The organism is Azospirillum sp. TSH64, assembly GCF_003116035.1.
Lineage (GTDB): Bacteria > Pseudomonadota > Alphaproteobacteria > Azospirillales > Azospirillaceae > Azospirillum.
On record NZ_LGQW01000015.1, the window covers coordinates 6,737,015 to 6,757,208 of the forward strand.

18 protein-coding genes are annotated in these 20,194 nt (G+C 70.0%); 8 read left to right on the top strand and 10 right to left on the bottom strand.

The window, feature by feature from the left end; genetic code table 11:
* Positions 1 to 68 precede the first annotated feature (68 nt).
* Positions 69 to 593 carry a DUF2249 domain-containing protein gene (locus tag TSH64_RS31685; protein ID WP_109453227.1) on the bottom strand — a complete coding sequence of 175 codons (525 nt, stop codon included), beginning with the start codon at positions 591 to 593 and terminating at the stop codon, positions 69 to 71.
* 144 nt (positions 594 to 737) lie between these two features.
* Positions 738 to 1,463 carry a Crp/Fnr family transcriptional regulator gene (locus tag TSH64_RS31690; protein WP_109451126.1) on the bottom strand — a complete coding sequence of 242 codons (726 nt, stop codon included), beginning with the start codon at positions 1,461 to 1,463 and terminating at the stop codon, positions 738 to 740.
* A gap of 147 nt (positions 1,464 to 1,610) precedes the next feature.
* Here TSH64_RS31690 and TSH64_RS31695 point away from each other — a divergent pair, with 147 nt between their 5' ends.
* Positions 1,611 to 2,729, top strand: a complete 1,119-nt coding sequence (locus tag TSH64_RS31695; protein WP_109451129.1) for an NnrS family protein — start codon at positions 1,611 to 1,613, stop codon at positions 2,727 to 2,729.
* Here the strand turns inward: TSH64_RS31695 and TSH64_RS31700 are convergent.
* The 4 genes from TSH64_RS31700 to TSH64_RS31715 form a co-directional block, all read right to left on the bottom strand.
* Positions 2,694 to 3,365: an alpha/beta fold hydrolase gene (locus TSH64_RS31700; protein ID WP_109451131.1), complete on the bottom strand. Its 672-nt coding sequence runs from the start codon at positions 3,363 to 3,365 to the stop codon at positions 2,694 to 2,696. The two genes, TSH64_RS31695 and TSH64_RS31700, sit on opposite strands and share 36 nt — an antisense overlap.
* 28 nt (positions 3,366 to 3,393) lie before the next feature.
* Positions 3,394 to 4,395: a glutathione S-transferase family protein gene (locus TSH64_RS31705; RefSeq protein ID WP_109451133.1), complete on the bottom strand. Its 1,002-nt coding sequence runs from the start codon at positions 4,393 to 4,395 to the stop codon at positions 3,394 to 3,396.
* 88 nt (positions 4,396 to 4,483) lie between these two features.
* A complete protein-coding gene (locus TSH64_RS31710) occupies positions 4,484 to 5,068 on the bottom strand; it encodes a YceI family protein (RefSeq protein WP_109451135.1) in 585 nt (194 codons plus the stop codon).
* Positions 5,069 to 5,108: 40 nt separating this feature from the next.
* Positions 5,109 to 5,954, bottom strand: a complete 846-nt coding sequence (locus tag TSH64_RS31715; protein ID WP_109451137.1) for a hypothetical protein — start codon at positions 5,952 to 5,954, stop codon at positions 5,109 to 5,111.
* A gap of 123 nt (positions 5,955 to 6,077) precedes the next feature.
* On the opposite strand from TSH64_RS31715, the gene TSH64_RS31720 reads away from it, so the two are divergent.
* Complete coding sequence (locus TSH64_RS31720; protein WP_109451139.1) at positions 6,078 to 7,031, top strand: LysR family transcriptional regulator; 954 nt, start codon at positions 6,078 to 6,080, stop codon at positions 7,029 to 7,031.
* Between the two features lie 54 nt (positions 7,032 to 7,085).
* On the opposite strand, the gene TSH64_RS36690 is transcribed toward TSH64_RS31720, so the two are convergent.
* Entirely contained in the window at positions 7,086 to 8,933 is a 1,848-nt protein-coding gene (locus tag TSH64_RS36690; protein ID WP_282188140.1) for a DEAD/DEAH box helicase family protein, read from the bottom strand.
* A 300-nt stretch (positions 8,934 to 9,233) separates the two neighbouring features.
* Here TSH64_RS36690 and TSH64_RS31730 point away from each other — a divergent pair, with 300 nt between their 5' ends.
* The 6 genes from TSH64_RS31730 to TSH64_RS31755 all read left to right on the top strand — a co-directional run bounded on the left by TSH64_RS31730 (position 9,234) and on the right by TSH64_RS31755 (position 16,355).
* Complete coding sequence (locus TSH64_RS31730) at positions 9,234 to 10,292, top strand: LacI family DNA-binding transcriptional regulator (protein WP_109451141.1); 1,059 nt, start codon at positions 9,234 to 9,236, stop codon at positions 10,290 to 10,292.
* Between the two features lie 38 nt (positions 10,293 to 10,330).
* A complete protein-coding gene (gene xylB, locus TSH64_RS31735) occupies positions 10,331 to 11,782 on the top strand; it encodes a xylulokinase (RefSeq protein WP_109451143.1) in 1,452 nt (483 codons plus the stop codon).
* Positions 11,779 to 13,101 (top strand): xylose isomerase, encoded by a 1,323-nt coding sequence (xylA, locus tag TSH64_RS31740; RefSeq protein WP_109451145.1) that lies wholly within the window; start codon positions 11,779 to 11,781, stop codon positions 13,099 to 13,101. The genes xylB and xylA overlap by 4 nt, the downstream gene beginning before the upstream one ends.
* 73 nt (positions 13,102 to 13,174) lie before the next feature.
* Positions 13,175 to 14,233, top strand: a complete 1,059-nt coding sequence (gene xylF, locus TSH64_RS31745) for a D-xylose ABC transporter substrate-binding protein (RefSeq protein WP_199237708.1) — start codon at positions 13,175 to 13,177, stop codon at positions 14,231 to 14,233.
* Positions 14,233 to 15,555, top strand: coding sequence for a sugar ABC transporter permease (locus tag TSH64_RS31750; protein WP_109451147.1), 1,323 nt, complete (start codon positions 14,233 to 14,235; stop codon positions 15,553 to 15,555). Before xylF ends, TSH64_RS31750 begins: the two co-directional genes overlap by 1 nt.
* Entirely contained in the window at positions 15,552 to 16,355 is an 804-nt protein-coding gene (locus TSH64_RS31755; protein WP_109451149.1) for an ATP-binding cassette domain-containing protein, read from the top strand. Before TSH64_RS31750 ends, TSH64_RS31755 begins: the two co-directional genes overlap by 4 nt.
* 40 nt (positions 16,356 to 16,395) lie before the next feature.
* Here TSH64_RS31755 and TSH64_RS31760 read toward each other — a convergent pair whose 3' ends face one another.
* The 3 genes from TSH64_RS31760 to TSH64_RS31770 all read right to left on the bottom strand — a co-directional run bounded on the left by TSH64_RS31760 (position 16,396) and on the right by TSH64_RS31770 (position 19,916).
* Complete coding sequence (locus tag TSH64_RS31760; RefSeq protein ID WP_109451151.1) at positions 16,396 to 17,490, bottom strand: TAXI family TRAP transporter solute-binding subunit; 1,095 nt, start codon at positions 17,488 to 17,490, stop codon at positions 16,396 to 16,398.
* A gap of 31 nt (positions 17,491 to 17,521) precedes the next feature.
* Entirely contained in the window at positions 17,522 to 18,904 is a 1,383-nt protein-coding gene (locus TSH64_RS31765) for a sel1 repeat family protein (RefSeq protein ID WP_146208091.1), read from the bottom strand.
* A 451-nt stretch (positions 18,905 to 19,355) separates the two neighbouring features.
* Positions 19,356 to 19,916 (bottom strand): sugar O-acetyltransferase, encoded by a 561-nt coding sequence (locus TSH64_RS31770; RefSeq protein ID WP_109451156.1) that lies wholly within the window; start codon positions 19,914 to 19,916, stop codon positions 19,356 to 19,358.
* Positions 19,917 to 20,194 lie beyond the last annotated feature (278 nt).

Below are 20,194 nucleotides of genomic sequence, written 5' to 3' on the forward strand. Positions count from 1 at the left end.
ACGGGGACGGAAATGGTTGCCGCAACCCTGCCCATCAGCGGAGCGGGGCCATCGGCGGAGCGGGCTCCTCAGCCGCACATGCCGCCGCAGCAGGACCCGTTGCGCCGGGCCAGCAGCCGCTCATACGCGATGCTGACCACGCCGGCCGGCGGGATCACCCCCTGCAACAGCGCCAGCACGTCCCCCTCCGCCGTGCCGGGCGGGACATCCGTCACCTCGCAGACCGAGCCGCCATTGCCGTCCGGCCCCAGCCGCGCGTCGCCGGCGGCGACCGTCACGTCGCCGTTGCGGTCGATGCGCACGCGCAGGCTGGTCGCCGCCGCCCCCTCGGGCCGGGAAATGCGGACCTGCCAGACCTCGGGCCCCTGTTGCAGATACTCCCAGGCGAAGCCGGCGCCGAACAGGCTGAGCAGCTGGTGGTGCAGCGGACGCGGGTCATGGTCGTTGACCAGCGAGAAGCCGTCGCCGGGCGTCAGGTCCTGCACCGACGCGAAGATCAGCTGGTGGCGCTGGTAGGGCGGGATGGCGCGGAGATCGAGAACCGGTTCGGCCCGCTCGGCATGGGGGGCGGTGGGCGCGGCGGGGGAGGTCATGGTCGGCATCGTCGTCCGTCTGGTCTGTGGGGGAGCGGCAGGATCGCCATGCCCCCCTGTATCCCGGATCGCCGCCCCCTTCTTTGCTCCAGCACAAACCCCGGAACGGGGGGCGTCCCGCCCCGGTCCGGCATCCGGTCGCAGTCAATCCCGCTCGGCGGGCGGCGGCACCGGCGGCAGATCCTCGGCGATGGCGACCAGCGCATGGGGCTTGCGGATCACCACCTGCTGCCGGCCGCTCTCGACGATGCCCTGGCTTTCCCAGGCCGACAGGGTGCGGCTGACGGTGTGCAGCGTCGTGCCCGTCATCTCCGCCACGTCCTGCCTGGACAGCGGGAAGTCGATCTCCACCCCGGCCTCCACCCGCCGCCCGGCGTGGCGCACCAGCCGCAGCAGGGCGTGGGCGATGCGGCGCTCCACCCGCTCCGTCGCCACCTCGCGCAGGCGGTTCTGCACTTCGCGCAGCCGCCCGCCGACGATCGCCAGCGCGTTGCGGGCGATGGCGGGATGGCGGTCCATCAGCTCGGTCATCGCGGCGGCCGGCCAGGACAGCTCGACGCAATCGGCCACCGCGACGGCATCGGCCGGATAGAACCCGTCGGTGAAGATCGCCAGCGTGCCGAACATCTCGCCGGGGCCGATGAAGCGCATCACCACCTGCTGCCCGTCGGGGCCGGTCTGCACGATCTTCACCCGCCCGTCGATCAGCGCATGGCCGGCCGCCGCCGGTTCCCCCTGGCTGAAGAGGGCGGTGCCGCGGACATGCAGCCGGGGCCGCGCCAGCGCGACGGCCTCCCCCAGCGCATCGGCATCCAGCCCGGCGAACAGCGGCATGCCGCGCAGTACGGCAGGGTCTGGGGGCGGAGGCATGGCGGTCGTCCTGGCGCGCTGGGCGGGATCGGGGGCGGGGGAGGGGTCGTGATCGGCATCCATTCGTGCACGACTTTGTTGCGGCTCAAAGCGCGAAATCCGGCATGGCGCCAGAATGACCGCAGCATTCCAGCGAAGGTCCCCGCCATGCCCACCCCTTCCACCAGCGCCCACCGGACGATGTACCCGGCCGCGGCGCTCTATGCGGCGCTCGCCGTCCCGCTGTGGCTGGCACAGGTCGGTGGCCTGCTGCCGGCGGGCTGGTCGCCGGCCGTGCATGCGCACGAGATGACGCTGGGCTATGCGCTGGCGGTGGTCGGCGGCTTCCTGATGACCCGGCTGTCGCGCCCGATGGTGGCGGTGGCCCTGCTGTCCTGGCTCGCCGGACGGCTGGCCCTTCCGGCCGGGCTGCCGCCGCTGCTGGCACTCCCGCTCTGCTTCGCCTATCCGCTGCTGCTGTTCGTCGTCGCCGGCCTTCCCTTCCTGCGCACCGGCCGCAGCGGCCACAACGCGGTGTTCGGCCCGCTGATCGGCGCCTTCCTCGGTGCCGAGGCGCTGTTCTGGGCGGGGGAGCTGGGCCTTGTCCCCGGCAGCGGCCAGCCCGTCGCCCTGCTGCTGATCGCCACGCTGCTGCTGACCATGGGCGGGCGGGTCATCCCCGCCGCGACCGCCGGAGCCCTGCGCCGCCAGGGGATCACCCTCGCGCACCGGGTCCAGCCGAGGCTGGAGGCGATGGGCATCGCCGGGGCCGCCCTCTGCCTGCTGTCGGCCGCCACCGGCCTGCTGCCCCTCGCCGGCGCCGCCGGGGCCGCGATGGCCGGGACGAGCGCACTGCTGCGGCTCGCCCGCTGGAAGCCGCATCTGCTGCTGCGCCGGCCGGAGATCGCCAGCCTGCATCTGGGCTATCTCTGCCTCGGCGCCGGCTGGCTGCTGTCGGCTGGCACGGCGCTGCTCGGCCTGCCGCCCGCCGCCGGCTGGCACCTGCTGGGGGTCGGCGCGCTCGGCATCCTCGCCAGCGCCATGACGATCCGCACCACCCTGCAACGCGAAGCGGAGCCGGAGCGTTTCCCGCCCGCCGCCAGCGTCGCCGTCGGGCTGATCGCCCTGGCGGCGGCGCTGCGCGTGGCGGCGGTCTGGTGGCCGTCGATGAGTCTGCTGACCGCCGCGGCGGTCTTCTGGACCCTCGGCCAGCTGCTGACCGCCGGGGTTCTGCTCACCCGGCCGCGGCGGTCACGCCGACGGCAGGACGCGTTGCAGGAAATCTAGGCCGAGCTGCGCACCGGCGGCGGTGATGGTGTGCGGGACGCCGCGCAGCAGATGCTCCTCCACCGCGAAGCCGGCGGAGCGGAAATGGGTGGCGGCGGCCTGCACCACGGCGGGCGGCATGATGCTGTCCGCCGCACCGCCGACCATCAGGATCGGCGGACGGTGCCCCGCCCCATCCGGCGTTTCGACCGGTGCAGCGATGCGGCCGGCGAAGGCGACGACGGCACCGCAGCGCTCCGGAGCGGTCATGGCGAGATGCAGCGCCATGATGCTGCCCTGGCTGAAGCCGACCAGCACCACGTCGGCGGGAGCGACGCCCACCCGCTGCCGTTCGGCCTCGATCAGTTCGGCCAGCGCCGGCAGGGCAGCGGCGACGCGGGCGGGGCGGTTCGCCTCCGTCACCCCGGCGATGCTGAACCATTGATGCCCGTTGCCCATGTCGAAGGGCTGCGGTGCGTTTGGCGCTGCGAAGGCGGCGTCGGGAAGCGCCCCCCGCCAGGACTGGGCCAGCGGCATCAGGTCGGCGCCGGACGACCCGACGCCGTGCAGCAGGATGACCAGCCGCCTTGCCGCCGTCCCGGAGACGGGGGCCAGGCGCAGGACCTCACCGGAACCGTCTGTCGTGTTGCCGCTCATGGAAACCGCCTTTCCTGTCGTCGCTGTATCAGCCGCGCTGCCAGATGCCCTTGCCCGGCAGCCGGTCGCGATCATGCGGACGGTCGAAATCCAGCGCCGGCCCCTTCGGCACGATCAGCGTCGGGTTGATCGCCGGGTTGGTGTAGTAGCCGGTCTTGATATGGTCGATCTTCACCGTCTCGCGGATGCCCGGCCACTGGTACAGCTCGCGCAGATAGGCCGACAGGTTGGGATAATCCCCGATCCGCCGCAGGTTGCACTTGAAGGCGCCGTGATAGGCGGCGTCGAAGCGCACCAGCGTCACGAACAGGCGCCAGTCGGCTTCGGTCAGATGCTCGCCAGCCAGATAGCGGCTGGCCGACAGCCGCTCCTCCAGCCGGTCGAGCGTGGCGAACAGCGCGTCGAACGCCTCGTCGTAGCTGGCCTGCGACTTGGCGAAGCCGCAGCGGTAAACGCCGTTGTTGACGGTCGTATAGACCAGCTCGTTCCAGCGGTCGATCTCCGGCCGCAGCGGCTCGGGATAGAGGTCCAGCCGGTTGCTGGTCAGCCCATCGAAGGCGCCGTTCAGGATGCGGATGATGTCCGCCGACTCGTTGTTGACGATCCGCCCCTCCTGCCGGTCCCACAGAACCGGGACCGACACCTTGCCGGTGTAGGTCGGGTCGCTCGCCGTATAGAGGCTGTAATGATGGCGGAAGCGGCCGACGCCCGGTCCGCCATCCTGCTCCTCGCCATAGACCCAGCCGTCTTCGCCCAGCACCGGCTCGGCGGCGGACATGCCGATCACCCCCTCCAGCCCCTTCAGCGCGCGAAAGATCAGCGTGCGCGAGGCCCAGGGACACAGATAGGAAATATAGAGATGATAGCGTCCGGCCACCGCCGGCAATGTCGGCTTCCCATCGGCATCCGGCGCGCCGTCCGGCGTGATCCAGTCGCGGAAGCGGGTCGGCTCGCGGTGAAAGGCGCCGCCCTTGATCTCGCTGGCCGCGATGTCGCCCTTTTCCCAAACACCGTTCACAAGCTGCGGCATCGCGGTTCCTCCATTCCAATCGGCACATAGGCGAAGGGGCCGGCGAACCGGCCCCTCCCACTCTGCAACAGTCGAAGACTGCCGGCGATCAGGACTTGACCGCTTCGACCTCGATCAGCAGCTGGATGTCGTCACCGATGGCCGGGGCGCCGTACTTCATGCCGAACTCGGTGCGCTTGACCGTGCCGCGGGCGGAGAAGCCGGCGGTCTCCAGCTTGCTGGCCGGGCTGACGCCGTCCTTGTTGAAGGTGACGTCCAGCACCACCGGCTTGGTCACGCCCAGCATGGTCAGGTCGCCGTGCAGCTTGCCGGTCTTGTCGCCGGTCTTCTCGATCTTCGTGCTCTTGAAAGTCATCTTCGGGAACTCCTTCGCATTGAAGAAGTCCGGCGAGCGCAGATGCTCGTCACGCTTGGCGTGGTTGGTGTCGACGCTGGTGGTGTCGATGGTGACGGTGACGGTGCTCTTCTCGACAGCGTCCTTGTCGAAGCTGACCTCGCCGCCGACCGTGTTGAAGCGGCCGATCACGTTGGAGAAGCCGACATGGTTGACGATGAAGGCGACGGCGGTGTGCGCCGGGTCGATCTTGTAGCTGACCGGGGCGGCGAAGGCGGTGGAAACGGCACCGGTCGCCGTCGCGACGAACAGGGCGGCGGCAAACAGGGTCTTCTTCATGAACGGAACTCCGGAAAACAGGATTGACTGGAAGGAAGGATCAGTAGGGCGACGCTTCGCCGCCACTCAGCGCGAAGGCCGCGCCGATGGCGACCAGCGCCGGAAGGACAGCGACCACCGTGACGGCGGCCGACGAGGCGGCGCGGCCGACCGGGCCGTCGCCCTGGGGAAGAAAGCGGCGGACATGGCCGGCGAACAGGGCGGGCAGGGCCAGCAACAGAACCGCGGCCTGGGTCTGGGTGAACAGGGCCAGCACGGCGGCCAGCAGGACGGCGATGCCGGTGGCGACCCGGCCCGACAGGCCCCAGCCATGGCGCTCCACCGGCCAGTTCCACAGCAGGAACCCACCGGCCGACGCCGCCAGCGCCAGCGCCATCTGGGCGATGGAGGCCGAGGAGCCGATCAGCGCGGTGCCGCCGACCGCCAGCGCCAGCGCCAGCAGCGAGGCGGCCGGCGCCGTCGGGCTTTCGGCCCCTTGCGTCTGCGAAACGCGGGCAAAAGCGACCCACGCCGCCGTGCCGAGCAGGACGACCAGGGTGACGATTGCCGCCGCCGAGTCGAGCGCGGGCAGGGCGATCCACAGCAGAGATGCGGCAAGCCAGACCGCCAGCACCGCCGACGCGATCCGGCCGCGGATCCCCGCCACGTCGGCGACCACGCCGATCAGCAGCCCGGCGGCCGACGCCCAGAACAGCTTGCCCATGCTCGACGGCGGCGGCAGGGCCGGCAGGCCGATCACCATCGCGAAGACGACCAGGAAGCCGGCGGCGATGCCGGCCGCCGCCAGCGGGCGGCGCAGCAGGTGCAGCGCGCCGACCAGGATCAGGCCGACCAGCAGCGGCAGCACGCTGGATTGGACGAAGGGGTCTTGAAGCAGCTCGGACATGGGAGAAAGCCGGGTCTCGATGGGATGGCGCAGGCTGCGCTTGGCGGGGACCCTAACCTGTGCTCTGGTAAGCGCAAATTCGGGAGTTTTGCAAAAAGCATATGCAGGAATGAGCGGGAATAAATGCTAGGTAGCAGCAATTGGGATGATTTTCGCTATTTGCTGGCGGTGGCGCGGCATGGGTCGCTGTCGGCGGCGGCGCGCGTCCTCGGTGTGAACCACAGCACGGTCCTGCGCCGGGTGACGGCGCTGGAGCAGGCGATGGGTGCCCGTCTGTTCGACAAGCTGCCCGGCGGCTATGTGCTGACCGCGGCGGGCGACGAGATGCAGCGGGTGGCGCAGAAGATGGAGGAGGATCTGGCCGCCGCCAACCGCCTGCTGTCCGGCCGCGACACCCGGATCAGCGGCAGCCTGCGCGTGACCACCGTCGACATCCTGACGCTCTACGTCCTGCCGCGCCACATCGCCGCCTTCCGCCGCCGCCACCCCGACCTGCGGGTCGATCTGGTGGCGGCGGAGGCCTCGCTCAGCCTGACCCGGCGCGAAGCCGACGTGGCGATCCGCGCCACCACCAGCCCGCCGGAGAATCTGGTGGGCCGCGCGGTGTCCGGCCTCGCCTTCGCCGTCTATGGCGGCACCGGCTATCTGGAGGAGGCGGGCGCCGGCGGCGATCTCGACCGCCATCCCTGGGTCGGGCTGGACGAGTCCTTCGACCACACCAACCTCGCCCACTGGATGAAGCGGATGGTCCCGGCCGGCTCCGTCCGCTACCGGGTCAATTCGGTGGCGGGGGCGGTGGAGGCGGTGCGGGCCGGCATCGGGCTCGGCCTGCTGCCCTGCGGCGTGGTCGACCGCGACCCGGCCTTCCGCCGCATCGGCGAGCCGGTGCAGGAGGCCGACGCGAAGCTCTGGCTGCTGACCCACGAGGATTTGCGCCACATGGGCCGCGTCCGCGCCTTCCTCGACTTCATGGCCGACGCCCTGACCCGCGACCGCGACCTGCTGGAAGGGCGCTGTCCGTTGCCCCTCTCCCTCCCCGATTTCTCCCTCTCCCCCCCGGGGAGAGGGACGGGGTGAGGGGGACGCACATGCCGGATTTTTGGATAAGGGCCGCAGCGCATCCCCCTCACCCTAACCCTCTCCCCGGGGGGGAGAGGGGATTCTTCCGGTGTCGCGTCCGCGAGGCATCTGCATCCGTGCCGGCTGCCCCCGCCGCCGTGTCGACCACGTGAATTGCGGATCGTCGAGGATCAGGTGCCGGTGGTCCGACAGCCGGTTGCGCTCCAGCCAGCCGACCGTCGCCTCCAGCTCCGACAGCGTCATTTCGGAGCGCGCCTTCTTCATCAGCCGCTTCAGCACGGCGTTGTAGATGTGGTAGCCGGTCGGCCCCTCGGCGACGAGGTTGTTGTCCTCGTCCTCGATCACCTGCGCCGCCACCAATTGCCCGATGCGCTGGCGCAGGTGATGCTCCGCCGCACTCGGCGTCAGCGGCAATTCCCCCGGATCCCTCCCCTGCGTTCCAAAGTCCGGCCCCGGCGCCACCACGGCGAAGCTCAGCGCCGTGGCGTTGGATTCAAGCGGGATGATCTCCGGCTCGCGCTCCGTCGAGCGCTCAAAGGGAAGCTCCTGCTGCGGACGGCGGGTCTTCACCATGGCGCGGGTGCCCTGCTGGGTCTCCACCATGGTGCGGAACTGCTCGAACAGCGCGTCGGAGGGGTGGTAGATCAGCGCCCGCTGCCGGTCGTAGGGACCGCCATGCGGGTCCACCCGCGTCGCCCGCGCAATCGCCTGCTCCAGCCAGGGGCGGGAGCGGATGTGCGTCAGGCAGGCGACATGGGTGATCGACGGCGCGTCCAGCCCCTCGTACGCCATGGCGACGGAGACCAGCACCGCCGGTTCGGGGCGCAGGCGAAACGCGGCGACCACCTCCTGCGCGTCGCGGCACTCGGAAATGGCGAGCCGCGCCATGCGTCCGGCCTGCGCCTTCGGCATCCAGCCTTGCAGCGTCTCCAGATAGAAGCGCGCCGTCCCCTGGTCGGGAGCGATCACCAGCAGCTTGCCCAGCCCCGGATCGTCGCGCCCCGCCGGCAGCTTCAGCTCCGCCCGCCGTTTCGCCCGATGCTCCCGGCAGGAGCGGTAGGCCTCGCGCAGCATCGCCTGGGCGAAGCCGGTGCGCAGTGCGGTGAACAGGGCGTCGCGCGTGTTTTCCCCCGCCTTGGACAGGGAATCGACCCAGCGGTTGGTCCGCTCCGCATCCAGCCAGGAGGCCGTCCCGTCCATCGCGCCGAAGGTCACCGGCAGGATCGCCTTCTCCGCCAGCGCCTGCCGCCGCGAATATCCCACCACCGCCCAGCCCGGCGCCTTGAAATCGATCTCCCGCACCTTCCGCGTTCCCTGCGGCGCGCGGTAGGGCAGCCACAGGATCGGCCGGCCGTCGGCGCGCTCCAGCGTCCCGCTCATCAGCAGACGGGCCGACGCATTCTCCAGCAGCGGCAGGATCGACCGGCTCCAGGCGGTTTCCTCCTCCACCGCCGCCATGCGGTCGGTGTCGAACACCGCCGGCAGATGGTGCAGCTCGTCCACCGCCAGGAGGTAGCGGTGGCGGCGGAACTCCTGGAGATGCAGGTCCGGTGCGGCGGCCACCGCCTGATATGTGGTGACGTAGCCCTGCAAACCGCGGCAGAGGTCGCGCCCGTTCTCCGCGGCGCGCAGGGCAAGGCTGTGTCCCAACACCTCGCGCCAGCGCGGATCGACGAAGGCCTCCTCCGCCTGCTGGCGCAGGCTGTCGCGCGGCACGATCCAGCAGACCCGGTCGATCCGCCCGGCCTTGTGCAGCGCCGCCGCCATGATCACCGGCAACAGCGATTTCCCCCCGCCGGGCGTCACCGCCGCCAGAACGTCGCGAACCTCCGTCTGCTGCTGGCCGATGGCGTCGGCGATGGCGCTGACCAGTTGCTGATGGGTTCTCAGCTGCGGCATTCCACCCTTCTGGCTGTGGCACGAGGGAGGAGCAAGCCTAAAGTGCCGCGAGTTCTCCGGTCTTGAGCGCAATCGTAGGTAACGGCGCCCAGGCGGAGTACTGCCGCCACCGGCTGGGGAGGGCGATTCGCGATTCCTAAGCCTTATGAGCGGCTCGCCGCGCGGCAATCTGATGTACGCACCTTAATTTCCGCATGCGCGAACTGGCCCAACATCGCAACTCTCCACCAAATGGCAGAGCTTGAGCCTGACCTCAAGATTTGAGTTGCGCACCTCAAATTGCAGGAATATGTTCGCGGCATGAACAATCACGCCAGCGATGGACCCATGACCCTGCGCGACGTCGCGGCCGCGGCCGGCGTCAGCCTTGCGACCGCCGACCGGGTGGTCAACGGGCGGCCCGGCGTCAGCGCCAAGACCGCGCGCAAGGTGCAGGACGCGGTGCAGCGGCTGGGCTTCCGCCCGCTGGCGGCGGCGGCGGAGCTGGCGCGGGCACGCTCCTGGCGCTTCGCCGTGATCCTGCCCGGCGGCGGCAACCGCTTCATGATGGACATCGCCGACACCATCCGCGCCCAGGCCGGCTGGTTCCGCGCGCGGCGCATCGGGGTGGAGATCGTCGAGGCCGACGTGTTCGACGCCGACACGCTGGCGGCGCAGTTGGCCGCCCTGCCGGGCCGCTTCGACGGGGTGGCGCTGGTGGCGCTCGACCATCCGCGCATCCGCGCCGCCATCGACGATCTGGTGGAGGGCGGCATGGCGGTGGTGACGCTGGTGTCCGACGCCCCGTCCTCGCGGCGCCAGCATTATGTCGGCATCGACAACATCGCCGCCGGCCGCACCGCCGGATCGCTGGTCGGCCGCTTCCTTGGACCCCCGCGCGCCGGGGAGCCGGGCGGCTCTGTCGGCATCGTCACCGGATCGGGCAGCCTGCGCGACCATGCCGAGCGGCGCTTCGGCTTCGGGCAGGTGCTGGCGGAGGAATATCCCCATCTGACCTGCCTGACTCCGGTGGAGGGCCGCGACGATCCCGGCCGCAACCGCGATCTGGTCCGCTGCATGCTGGCCGACACGCCCGATCTGGTGGCGATCTACAACACCGGCGAGGGCTCGGTCGGCATCGGCGAGGCGCTGGCCGAGGCCGGGCTCGCCCGCAAGATCCTCTGCGTCGGGCACGAGCTGACGCCGGCCACCCGCCGCATGCTGCTGGACGGCAGCTTCGCCGCCCTGGTCGCCCAGGATCCGGGGCACGAGGTGCGCTCGATGGGCCGGGTGCTCCACGCCCTGGTCACCGGCCAGGAGATCGTCGCGGCGCAGGAACACATCAGGGTCCAGGTCATCCTGCGCGACAACCTGCCCTGACCTTATCGGAACCAGGGCATCAGAAAAGGTCGACAGTCATGTTTCTCGGGATCGACATCGGCACCTCGAGCGTCAAGGCGGTCCTGACCGACGCCGACGGGGCCGTCGCCGGCAGCGCGTCCCGCCCCTGCACCGTCTCGCGCCTGCATCCCCTGTGGTCGGAGCAGGAGCCGGAGGACTGGGTCGCCGCCGCCATCGCCGCGGTGGACGAGCTGGCAGCCCGCCAGCCGGACGCGCTCGCCGGGGTGCTCGGCATCGGCTTCTCCGGCCAGATGCATGGCGCGGTGCTGCTGGGCGCCGACAACCGGGTTCTGCGTCCCGCCATCCTGTGGAACGACGGCCGCTCCCACCGCCAATGCGCGACCCTGGAGGAATCCCTCCCGACGCTTCGGGAGATCAGCGGCAACATCGCCATGCCGGGATTCACTGCGCCCAAGCTGCTGTGGGTGGCGGAGGAGGAGCCGGAGGTCTTCGCCGCGCTGGCCAAGGTGCTGCTGCCCAAGGCCTATGTCCGCTGGCGCTTCACCGGTGCCATGGTGGAGGAGATGTCGGACGCATCGGGCACGCTGTGGCTCGACGTGGCCCGGCGCGACTGGTCCGACGACCTGCTCGCCGCCACCCGGATGACCCGCGCCCACATGCCGGATCTGGCCGAAGGCTCCGACGCCGTCGCCCAGCTGTCGCCCGAACTGGCCCGCCGCTGGGGCATGAAAACGCCGCCGCTGGTGGCGGGCGGGGCAGGGGACTGCGCCGCCAGCGCGGTCGGGCTCGGCGCCATCGCGCCCGGCGACGGCTTCCTCAGCCTCGGCACCTCCGGCGTGGTGTGGCGGACGACCGACCGTTTCCTGCCCAACCCGGCGCTGGCGGTCCATGCCTTCTGCCACGCGCTGCCCGGCGTCTGGCACCAGATGGGCGTCATGCTGTCGTCCGCCGCCTCGCTGGCCTGGGCCGCCTCCACCCTCGGCGCGCCGGAGGCGGAGCTGCTGGCCCCGCTCGGCGATGCCGTTGACGGCCCCTCGCCGGTCGCCTTCCTGCCCTATCTGTCGGGCGAGCGCACCCCGCACAACGACGCCACCGTGCGCGGCCTGTTCGCCGGCCTGTCGGCCGAGACCACGCGCGACGCGATGGTGCAGGCGGTGCTGGAGGGCGTCGCCTTCGCCTCCCGCGACAACCTCGTCGCGCTGGGGGAGGGCGCCCCGACCGTCTTCGACCTTGCCGGCGGCGGCTCCCGCTCGCGGCTGTGGGCGCGCATCTGCGCCAACGCGCTCGGCGTCACCATCCATCGCATCGAGGACGGCGAGGTCGGCGCGGCGCTGGGCGCCGCCCATCTCGGCCGCATGGCGGCGACCGGAGAATCCCCCGCCACCGTCTGCCGCAAGCCCCGCCGCCTGGAGACCTTCACCCCCGATCCGGCCCGCGCCGAAGCGTACAGCCAGGCCTGGCTGCGCTGGCGCCGGCTCTACCCCCTTGCCAAGGAGTTCGCGTCTTGAGCACCGCCTCTTTCTTCGGCGACCTGTCCCCGGTGGCCTACCGCGGGCCGGACAGCCGCGATCAGCTCTCCTACCGCTGGTACGACAAGGACCGCGTCGTGCTGGGCAAGCGGATGGAGGACCATCTGCGGCTGGCCGCCTGCTATTGGCACAGCTTCTGCTGGCCGGGCGGCGACCCCTTCGGCGGCGAGACCTTCCAGCGCCCGTGGATGCGTCCCGGCCAGGACCCGATGGCGGCGGCCCGTGCCAAGGCCGATGTCGCCTTCGAGATGTTCCGCCTGCTCGACATCCCCTTCTTCTGCTTCCACGACCTCGACGCCGCACCGGAGGGCGACTCTCTGGCCGAGAGCGTCGACAACCTGAAGGCCATCACCGAGCTGTTCGCGGCGAAGATGGAGACCGCCAAGGTCCGTCTGCTGTGGGGCACCGCCAACCTGTTCTCCAACCGCCGCTACATGGCGGGTGCCGCGACCAACCCCGACCCGGACGTCTTCCTCTACGCCTGCGGTCAGGTCCGCGCCGCGCTGGAGGCCACCCATGCGCTGGGCGGCGCCAACTACGTCATGTGGGGCGGGCGCGAGGGCTATGAGACGCTGCTGAACACCGACCTGAAGCGCGAGCTGGACCAGATGGGCCGCTTCCTGGCGATGGTGGTGGAGCACAAGCACAGGATCGGCTTCGACGGCCCGATCCTGATCGAGCCGAAGCCGCGCGAGCCGACCAAGCACCAGTACGACTTCGACGTCGCCACCGTCTACGGCTTCCTGGAGCGTTACGACCTGCTGGCCGACGTGCGGGTGAACATCGAGCAGAACCACGCCATCCTCGCCGGCCACAGCTTCCAGCACGAGGTCGGTCTGGCGCTGGCTTTGGGCATCTTCGGCTCGCTCGACATGAACCGCGGCGACGCGCTGCTGGGCTGGGACACCGACCAGTTCGCCAACGACATCGGCGAGCTGACGGTGGTCATGCACGACATCCTGAAGGGCGGCGGCTTCACCACCGGCGGCCTGAATTTCGACGCCAAGATCCGCCGCCAGTCGCTCGACCCCGCCGACCTGCTGCACGGCCACATCGGCGGCGTCGACACCTGCGCCCGCGCCCTGCTGCAGGCGGCGCAGATGCTGGAGGACGGCGCCCTGACCGGCCCGCTGGCCGAACGCTACGCCGGCTGGGACGGTGCTGAGGGTCAGGCTATCCTGTCCGGCAAACGCGACCTCGCCACGCTTGCCGAGCGGGCGCTGACCTCGGGCATCAACCCCCAGCCGCGCTCCGGCCGGCAGGAGTATCTGGAGAACATCGTCAACCGCTACGTCTGAGCCCCACAGCCCCTCTGCTTCCGTCGATCAACAAGGCCGCCATGACCGGACGGCCACATAAGGAGGAAACACGATGAAGCACCGCCTCACCGCGACCGCCGCCGGCCTGTTCCTGACGCTGGCTGCCATGACCACCATGACCTCGACGGCGGCACTGGCCGCCGGCACCACCGTCGGCGTGTCCTGGTCCAACTTCCAGGAGGAGCGCTGGAAGACCGACGAGGCGGCGATCAAGGCCGTGATCGAGAAGGCCGGCGGCAAGTACCTGTCGGCCGACGCCCAGTCCTCGCCGGCCAAGCAGCTGTCGGACATCGAATCGCTGATCTCGCGCGGCGCCAACGCGCTGATCATCCTGGCCCAGGACAGCGACGCCATCCGCCCGGCGGTGGAGAAGGCGGCGGCGGAAGGCATCCCGGTCGTCGGCTATGACCGGCTCATCGAGATCCCGTCGGCCTTCTACATCACCTTCGACAACAAGGAGGTCGGCCGGCTCCAGGCGCGCAGCGTCTTCGCGATGAAGCCCAAGGGCAACTACGCCTTCATCAAGGGCAGCTCCACTGATCCCAACGCCGACTTCCTGTTCGCCGGCCAGATGGAGGTGCTGAAGGCCGCGATGGACCGCGGCGACGTGAAGAATGTCGGCGAGGCCTACACCGACAAGTGGCTGCCGGCCATCGCCCAGCAGAACATGGAGCAGATCCTGACCAAGAACGGCAACAAGGTCGATGCCGTGGTCGCCTCCAACGACGGCACCGCAGGTGGTGCGGTCGCGGCGCTGGCGGCGCAGGGTCTTGCCGGGACCGTGCCGGTGTCGGGCCAGGACGGCGACAAGGCGGCGCTGAACCGCATCGCGCTCGGCACCCAGACGGTGTCGGTGTGGAAGGACGCCCGTGAACTCGGCCGCCGCGCCGCCGAGATCGCCATGGAGCTGGCGGGCGGCAAGAAGATGACCGACATCGCCGGTGCCGCCACCTTCGACGGCGGTCCGAAGAAGCAGAAGATGACTTCGCTGTTCCTCACCCCCATCGCCATCACCAAGGACAACCTCGGCCAGGTGATCGACGCCGGCTGGGTGACCAAGGACGTGGTGTGCCAGGGCGTGAAGCCCGGCAGCGTCAAGGCCTGCAACTGATGGCGGAGCCGTCCACCACGCTGTCCCCGGCGCCTCCTGCGGAAGCGCCGGCCGGACGGCGGGCCGGCATCGGCGACGCCCTGCGCGCGCTGGAGCTGGACACCCGCATGGTCGGGATGATCGGGGCGCTGGCCATCGTCTGGATCGGCTTCGACATCCTGACCGGCGGCGCCTTCCTGACCCCGCGCAACCTGTGGAACCTGTCGGTGCAGACCGCGTCCGTCGGCGTGATGGCGACGGGCATGGTGCTGGTCATCGTCACCCGCAACATCGACCTGTCGGTGGGCTCGATCCTGGGCTTCACCGGCATGGTGGTCGGCGTGCTCCAGGCCCGCTTCCTGCCGGAGATCTGGGGCTTCGACAATCCGCTGACCTGGGTGATGGCGGTGCTGGCGGCCGTCGCCGTCGGCGGGGCGGTCGGGGCGGTGCAGGGCGCCATCATCGCCTATCTCGGCGTGTCGTCCTTCATCGTCACGCTGGGCGGTCTGCTGGTCTGGCGCGGGGCGGCGTGGTGGGTGACGACCGGCCAGACGGTGGCGCCGATGGACGGCCTGTTCAAACGGCTGGGCGGCGGCTTCGAGGGCGCCATCGGCGCCGGCCCCAGCTGGGCGGTCGGCATCGCCGCCGTCCTGCTGTCGGTCGCCGCCATCCTGGTGACGCGGCGGCGCCGGGCCGGCTTCGGCTTCCCCGTCCGGCCCTTGTGGGCGGAGGGGGTGGTGATCCTGCTGGTCGCCGCCGCCATCGTCGGCGCGGTGCTGGTGGTCAATAGCTACCCGCTTCCCGTCCCGGTGGTGCGCCGGATGATGGAGGCGCAAGGGCTGTCGACCGACGGCGGGCTTCCCTTCGTCGCCCACGGCTTCGCCATCCCGGTGCTGATCGCGCTGGCGGTGGGGGTGGGGATGACCTTCCTGTCGCGGCGCACCCGCTTCGGCCGCTACGTCTTCGCCATCGGCGGCAACCCGGAGGCGGCGGAGCTGTCGGGCATCAACACCCGGCGGGTGATGGTGATGGTGTTCGGGCTGATGGGGGCGCTGTGCGGCCTGTCCGCCTGCATCGCCACCGCCCGGCTGAACGCCGCCACCAACGCCAACGGCACGCTCGACGAGCTGTACGTCATCGCCGCGGCGATCATCGGCGGCACCTCGATGGCCGGCGGCGTCGGCACCATCCTCGGCGCGATGCTGGGCGCCATGGTGATGCAGTCCCTGCAGTCCGGCATGGTGCTGCTGGGGGTGGACGCGCCGATGCAGAACATCGTCGTCGGCCTCGTGCTGGTCGCCGCGGTCTATGTCGACACGCTCTATCGCCGGGGGTTGAAATGACCGCTCTCGCAACGGCAGTCCCGCAGACGGCCAGCACCCCGCTGGTGGAGATGCGCGACGTCTCCATCGCCTTCGGCGGCATCAAGGCGGTGGACGGCGTCAGCATCGACCTCTACCCCGGCGAGGTGGTCGGGCTGCTCGGCCACAACGGCGCCGGCAAATCGACGCTGATCAAGATCCTGTCCGGCGCCTATGCCGCCGACCATGGCGAGATCCGGGTGAACGGCGAGCCGGTCCACATCACGAGCCCGCGCGACGCCAAGCGCTGCGGCATCGAGACGATCTACCAGACGCTGGCGCTGGCCGACAATGTCGATGCCGCCGCCAACATCTTCCTCGGCCGCGAGAAGCTGACCGCCTGGGGCACGCTCGACGACCACGCGATGGAGGCGGAGGCGCGCAAGGTGATGGGCCGCCTCAACCCGCATTTCCGCCGCTTCAAGGAGCCGGTGAAGGCGCTGTCCGGCGGCCAGCGCCAGTCGGTCGCCATCGCCCGCGCCATCCATTTCGACGCCCGCGTTCTCATCATGGACGAACCGACCGCGGCACTCGGCCCCGCCGAGACAAGGCAGGTCGGCGAGCTGGTGAAGCAGCTGAAGCAGGAGGGGATCGGCATCTTCCTGATCTCCCACGACATCCACGACGTGTTCGATCTGGCCGACCGCATCCATGTGATGAAAAACGGCAAGCTGGTCGGCACCGCCCGCGTCGCCGACGTGACGCAGGACGAGGTGCTGGGCATGATCATCCTCGGCAAATGCCCGCCCGGCGCCGTTCCCGGACCGGGGGCGACGGCCTGACGGCAGGGGGCGACCGTGGCGCCCCCTACTGCGGCGCCCCCTATTGCGGGGACCGCGCCTGCCACAGCAGGAACTGCTCGAACAGCTTCTCCGCCTGCTGGGGCGGCACCCCGCGCTGCTCGACGAAGCTGCGGAACTCCTCCTTCCTGGCGGCGGCGGATTGCGGCTCCTTCGCCGCCGACGCCTGACGCAGCCACTGCTCGGCCGGCTCGAACCGGGTCCAGCCCGGTACGTCGGCGGCCAGATTGACCTCCTTCCATTTCGGATGGCGCGGCGGCTTCAGGAACTCGTCGAACTTGCTGAAGAAGGCATCGACGAAGCGGGCGACCTTGCGATGGCGCTCCAGGTCGCGCTCCCAGCCATAGACCGCCATCACGGCACCCACCGCCACGGTGTCGACCTGCTCGCCGGGCTTGATCAGCCCGTCATAGTCGGCGCTGGTCAGGCGCGACGGCAGATAGGTGTCGAGCAGCGCGGCGCTCATCGGGACCGACAGGAAATGCAGCCCGTCCCCGGCCTTCAGGTCGCGGAACAGCCGGGTCGGCTTGCCGGCGACATAGGCCATCGCCGCGATCTCCCCCCGGCGCAGCTTCTCCAGCGCCAAAGCCTGGTCGTTCGCCTGCGATTCCACCCGGATGCCCAGCATGTCGAACACCAGCGAGGCGGTCATCGAAGTGCCGCTGCCCTGGACATCGACATTGACCTTGCGGCCGGCCAGATCCTCGATCCGCGTCACCTCGGGTCCGGCGAGGATGTGCAGTTCCTCGTTGTAGAGCTTGGCGATGTATTTGATGCGCCGGTCGAGGTTGGGCAGGAGCCTCTCGCGCTTGGCATAGGCCAGCACGTCGGACTGCACGATGCCGACATCGATGCCCTTCAGCAGCACCACGTCCTTCAGGTTCTGGACCGAACCCTTGCCCAGCATGGGGAGGACGCGCAGCGTGTCGCCGTCGTCCAGCACCGACGCCAGATCGGCGGCGATGCGCACATAGGTCCCCTCGACCCCGCCCGACACGATGCCGACGGTGCCGCTGTTGGCAGTGACGCCGCGCGGATCGGCGGCCGACGCCGTGCCGGCAAGGCCGACGGCGATGCAGGCTCCCAGCGCAAGCATGCGGACCAACGATGCCTTCATGGTGCTTTCCCCCCTCGATGGCTGCGCCCAACTATCTCGATTTTCCGGCGAGCCAGTCGGTCAGTTTCTTCAGTTGCTGTTCGGCATCCCCGCTGCCGGCGGCGACCGCCCGCCGGTACCAGGCGGCGGCCTGCTCCGGATCGGGGGCCAAGCCGCGGACATGCAGCCGCTCATGCACCAGCGGGTCGTGGGTCCGGCCGAGCGCGAGGGCCGCCTTCGCATTGCCGGTTTCGGCGACCATCTCGTAATAGAGCCGCGCGCCCGCCAGATCGCCCTGGGCGAACAGGTCGTCGCCCCGCTTCATCAGCGCCGCCTCCGGGATGCTGGACGGCAGCTTGGCCGGCTTGTGCACCACCTCTTCCCGCTTCTCTGCCCGCGGCGGCTCCGGCGGGGGAGCGGCCACCGCCGGAACGGCGGCAACGGCGACGGAGGCCGGCGCGGGGGTGGCGGTGGTAACGGGCATGGTGACGGCCACAGGGGCAGCCGGCGGATCCGGCGGCGGCTGAACGGCTGCCGGGGCCTCCGCCGGCGGGTTGACCGGCGGGTCGGCCTGAAGATTGGCCGGTGCCTCGGCGACCGCCGGTTCGCCTTGTTGCGGCTCCGGCTCTTGCGGCTCCGGCACCGCCGCAGGAGAGGAGCTTCCGGACACCGCCGGTTCCGCCATGTCCGGCTTCGCCGCTGCCTCCACGACCTGCGCCGGGCCTCCCTGAGACGAGCCCCCCTGTGCCGGAGGGTCGGCAGTGGAATTGTCGGCCACACCGGCTTGCACGACCGGCACCGCCAGCGTCACCGCCTGTCTGGCGACCACGCCGCCGCCGTGATCGGTCACCGCAGTGATGCGCAGCGACAGCGGGCCGGCGGTTTCGGCCGGCAGGCTCAGGGTCAGGTCGGACAGTTCCTCCTGCGGCACCTTCCAGGCCCCGTCGCTGCTCCGCTGGCCCCGCGACAGGCTGGCACCGTCGGGCAGATTGTCGATCAGCACGAAGGTGATCGCCTCGTATTGCGGGTTCGGCTGGCCGTAGGGAGAGGTGACGACGATGGACAGCGGGATCGGCTGCCCCGGCAGGCCGCCCGACGTCTGGGCGGCGACAAAGGGCATCAGCCGCCAGTCGGTCGCCGCCTCGCCGGATTTCGGCAGCACCGTCGTATGTGTGGCGACGGTGTCGACCTGCCGGGCGTTGTTGGCATGCGGCTTCTCGCGCACGACAAGCCAGGAGTCGAGCGTGCTGCCGGCCCCGCCATCCTCGCCCGACTCCTCCCCGGCCACCAGCAGGCAACAGCCGCCGCCCGCCCCGGAGCCTGCGGCATCGCCCCTCCCGTCGAGCCGCCCGGTCACCCCGTCAAGTTGCATCGGCAGCGCCAGAACCGTCAGCACCGCAAAGCAGGGGCGGACGCTGCCCGGGCCCGGTGCCAAGGAATGCCCGGCCTCCCGTCCGCGGCGGCGATGCAGAAAATCGGCATGGGATAGGAAACGGCGCAGAAAACGGGGCTGCGTCTCGCGCATGTGGCATCCTCCCGGACAAAATCCCTCAAACCCCGCCTTGCCGGCAGATCGAATTCGGGACTTTTGAAAGACATGCGGCGATGTTTTACGCCGTCGATTGTTTCTAATTATTTGTTATCTTACCGATCTCTCGGGATCGTTTTATTTTAAGGGGCAAACAAAGAAAAACAACCATCCCGTAGAGGGCGTTTCCCGTTTTACCGCAAAGGGAGGATTACTTCGTAATCTTCGGATCCGCACCGGGTGGAGAGGGCTGGGCTCCGGCCGCGGCATTCGCCGCCGGAACGGGGTGCCACCACCGGTCGTGGCCGCACCCCGTCTTGTGAAGAAACGAACCGCTTGTGAAAAAACGGAAAACGGTTCAGCGCACCCTGGCTGGGTTTCCCATCACCGTGGCGCCGGCCGGCACGTCGCGTGTCACCACGCTTCCGGCACCGACGATGGCGTCGTCGCCGATGGTGACGCCCGGCAGGATCAGCGCAGCGCCGCCGATCCAGACATTGCGGCCGATGCGGATGGGCCGCCCGAACTCCAGCCCGGCCTCGCGGGTGGCGAAGTCGCGCGGGTGGTCGGCGGTCAGGATCTGGACGCCCGGCCCGATCTGCGTCTTGTCGCCGATGGTCACCGCGACGACGTCCAGGATGACGCAGTTGAAGTTGAGGAACACCCCGTCGCCGAGGCTGATGTTGTAGCCGTAGTCGCAATGGAAGGGCGGGCGGATGACCGCCCCGTCGCCCACCGCGGCGAACCGCTCCAGCAGCAGCTTGCGCCGGTCGCCGGCGGGCAGGGCAAGGGCGGCGTTGTAGCGGACCATCCACTCCTTGGCGGCGGCCTGATCCGCTTGGATTTCCGGGGCCGAGGCGTCATAGAGATCGCCGGCCAGCATCTTTTCCTTTTCGCTGCGTCCATCGGACGTCTGCATCGCTCATCTCCCAAGTCGCAGGCCAGCCGGCGGTTGTCCGCCGGGGGGAGGCGATTAGAGCAGATGTCGACCGGCCATGCGCCAACGCTTCGGGATGTCTTGCACCGTCGAGCGTCGCGGAACGCCGGCAAGCCGCTCGACCAGGGCGCGCGCTGCTGCGCGCCATCCTCACAAGACACCACATACTTATACTTGTATGTATCTCGTCTTTATATCCCTAAAAATGCATCTTTCGCTTGAGAACAACCTGAAGCGCAACTAACGTCACCCTCACGCGC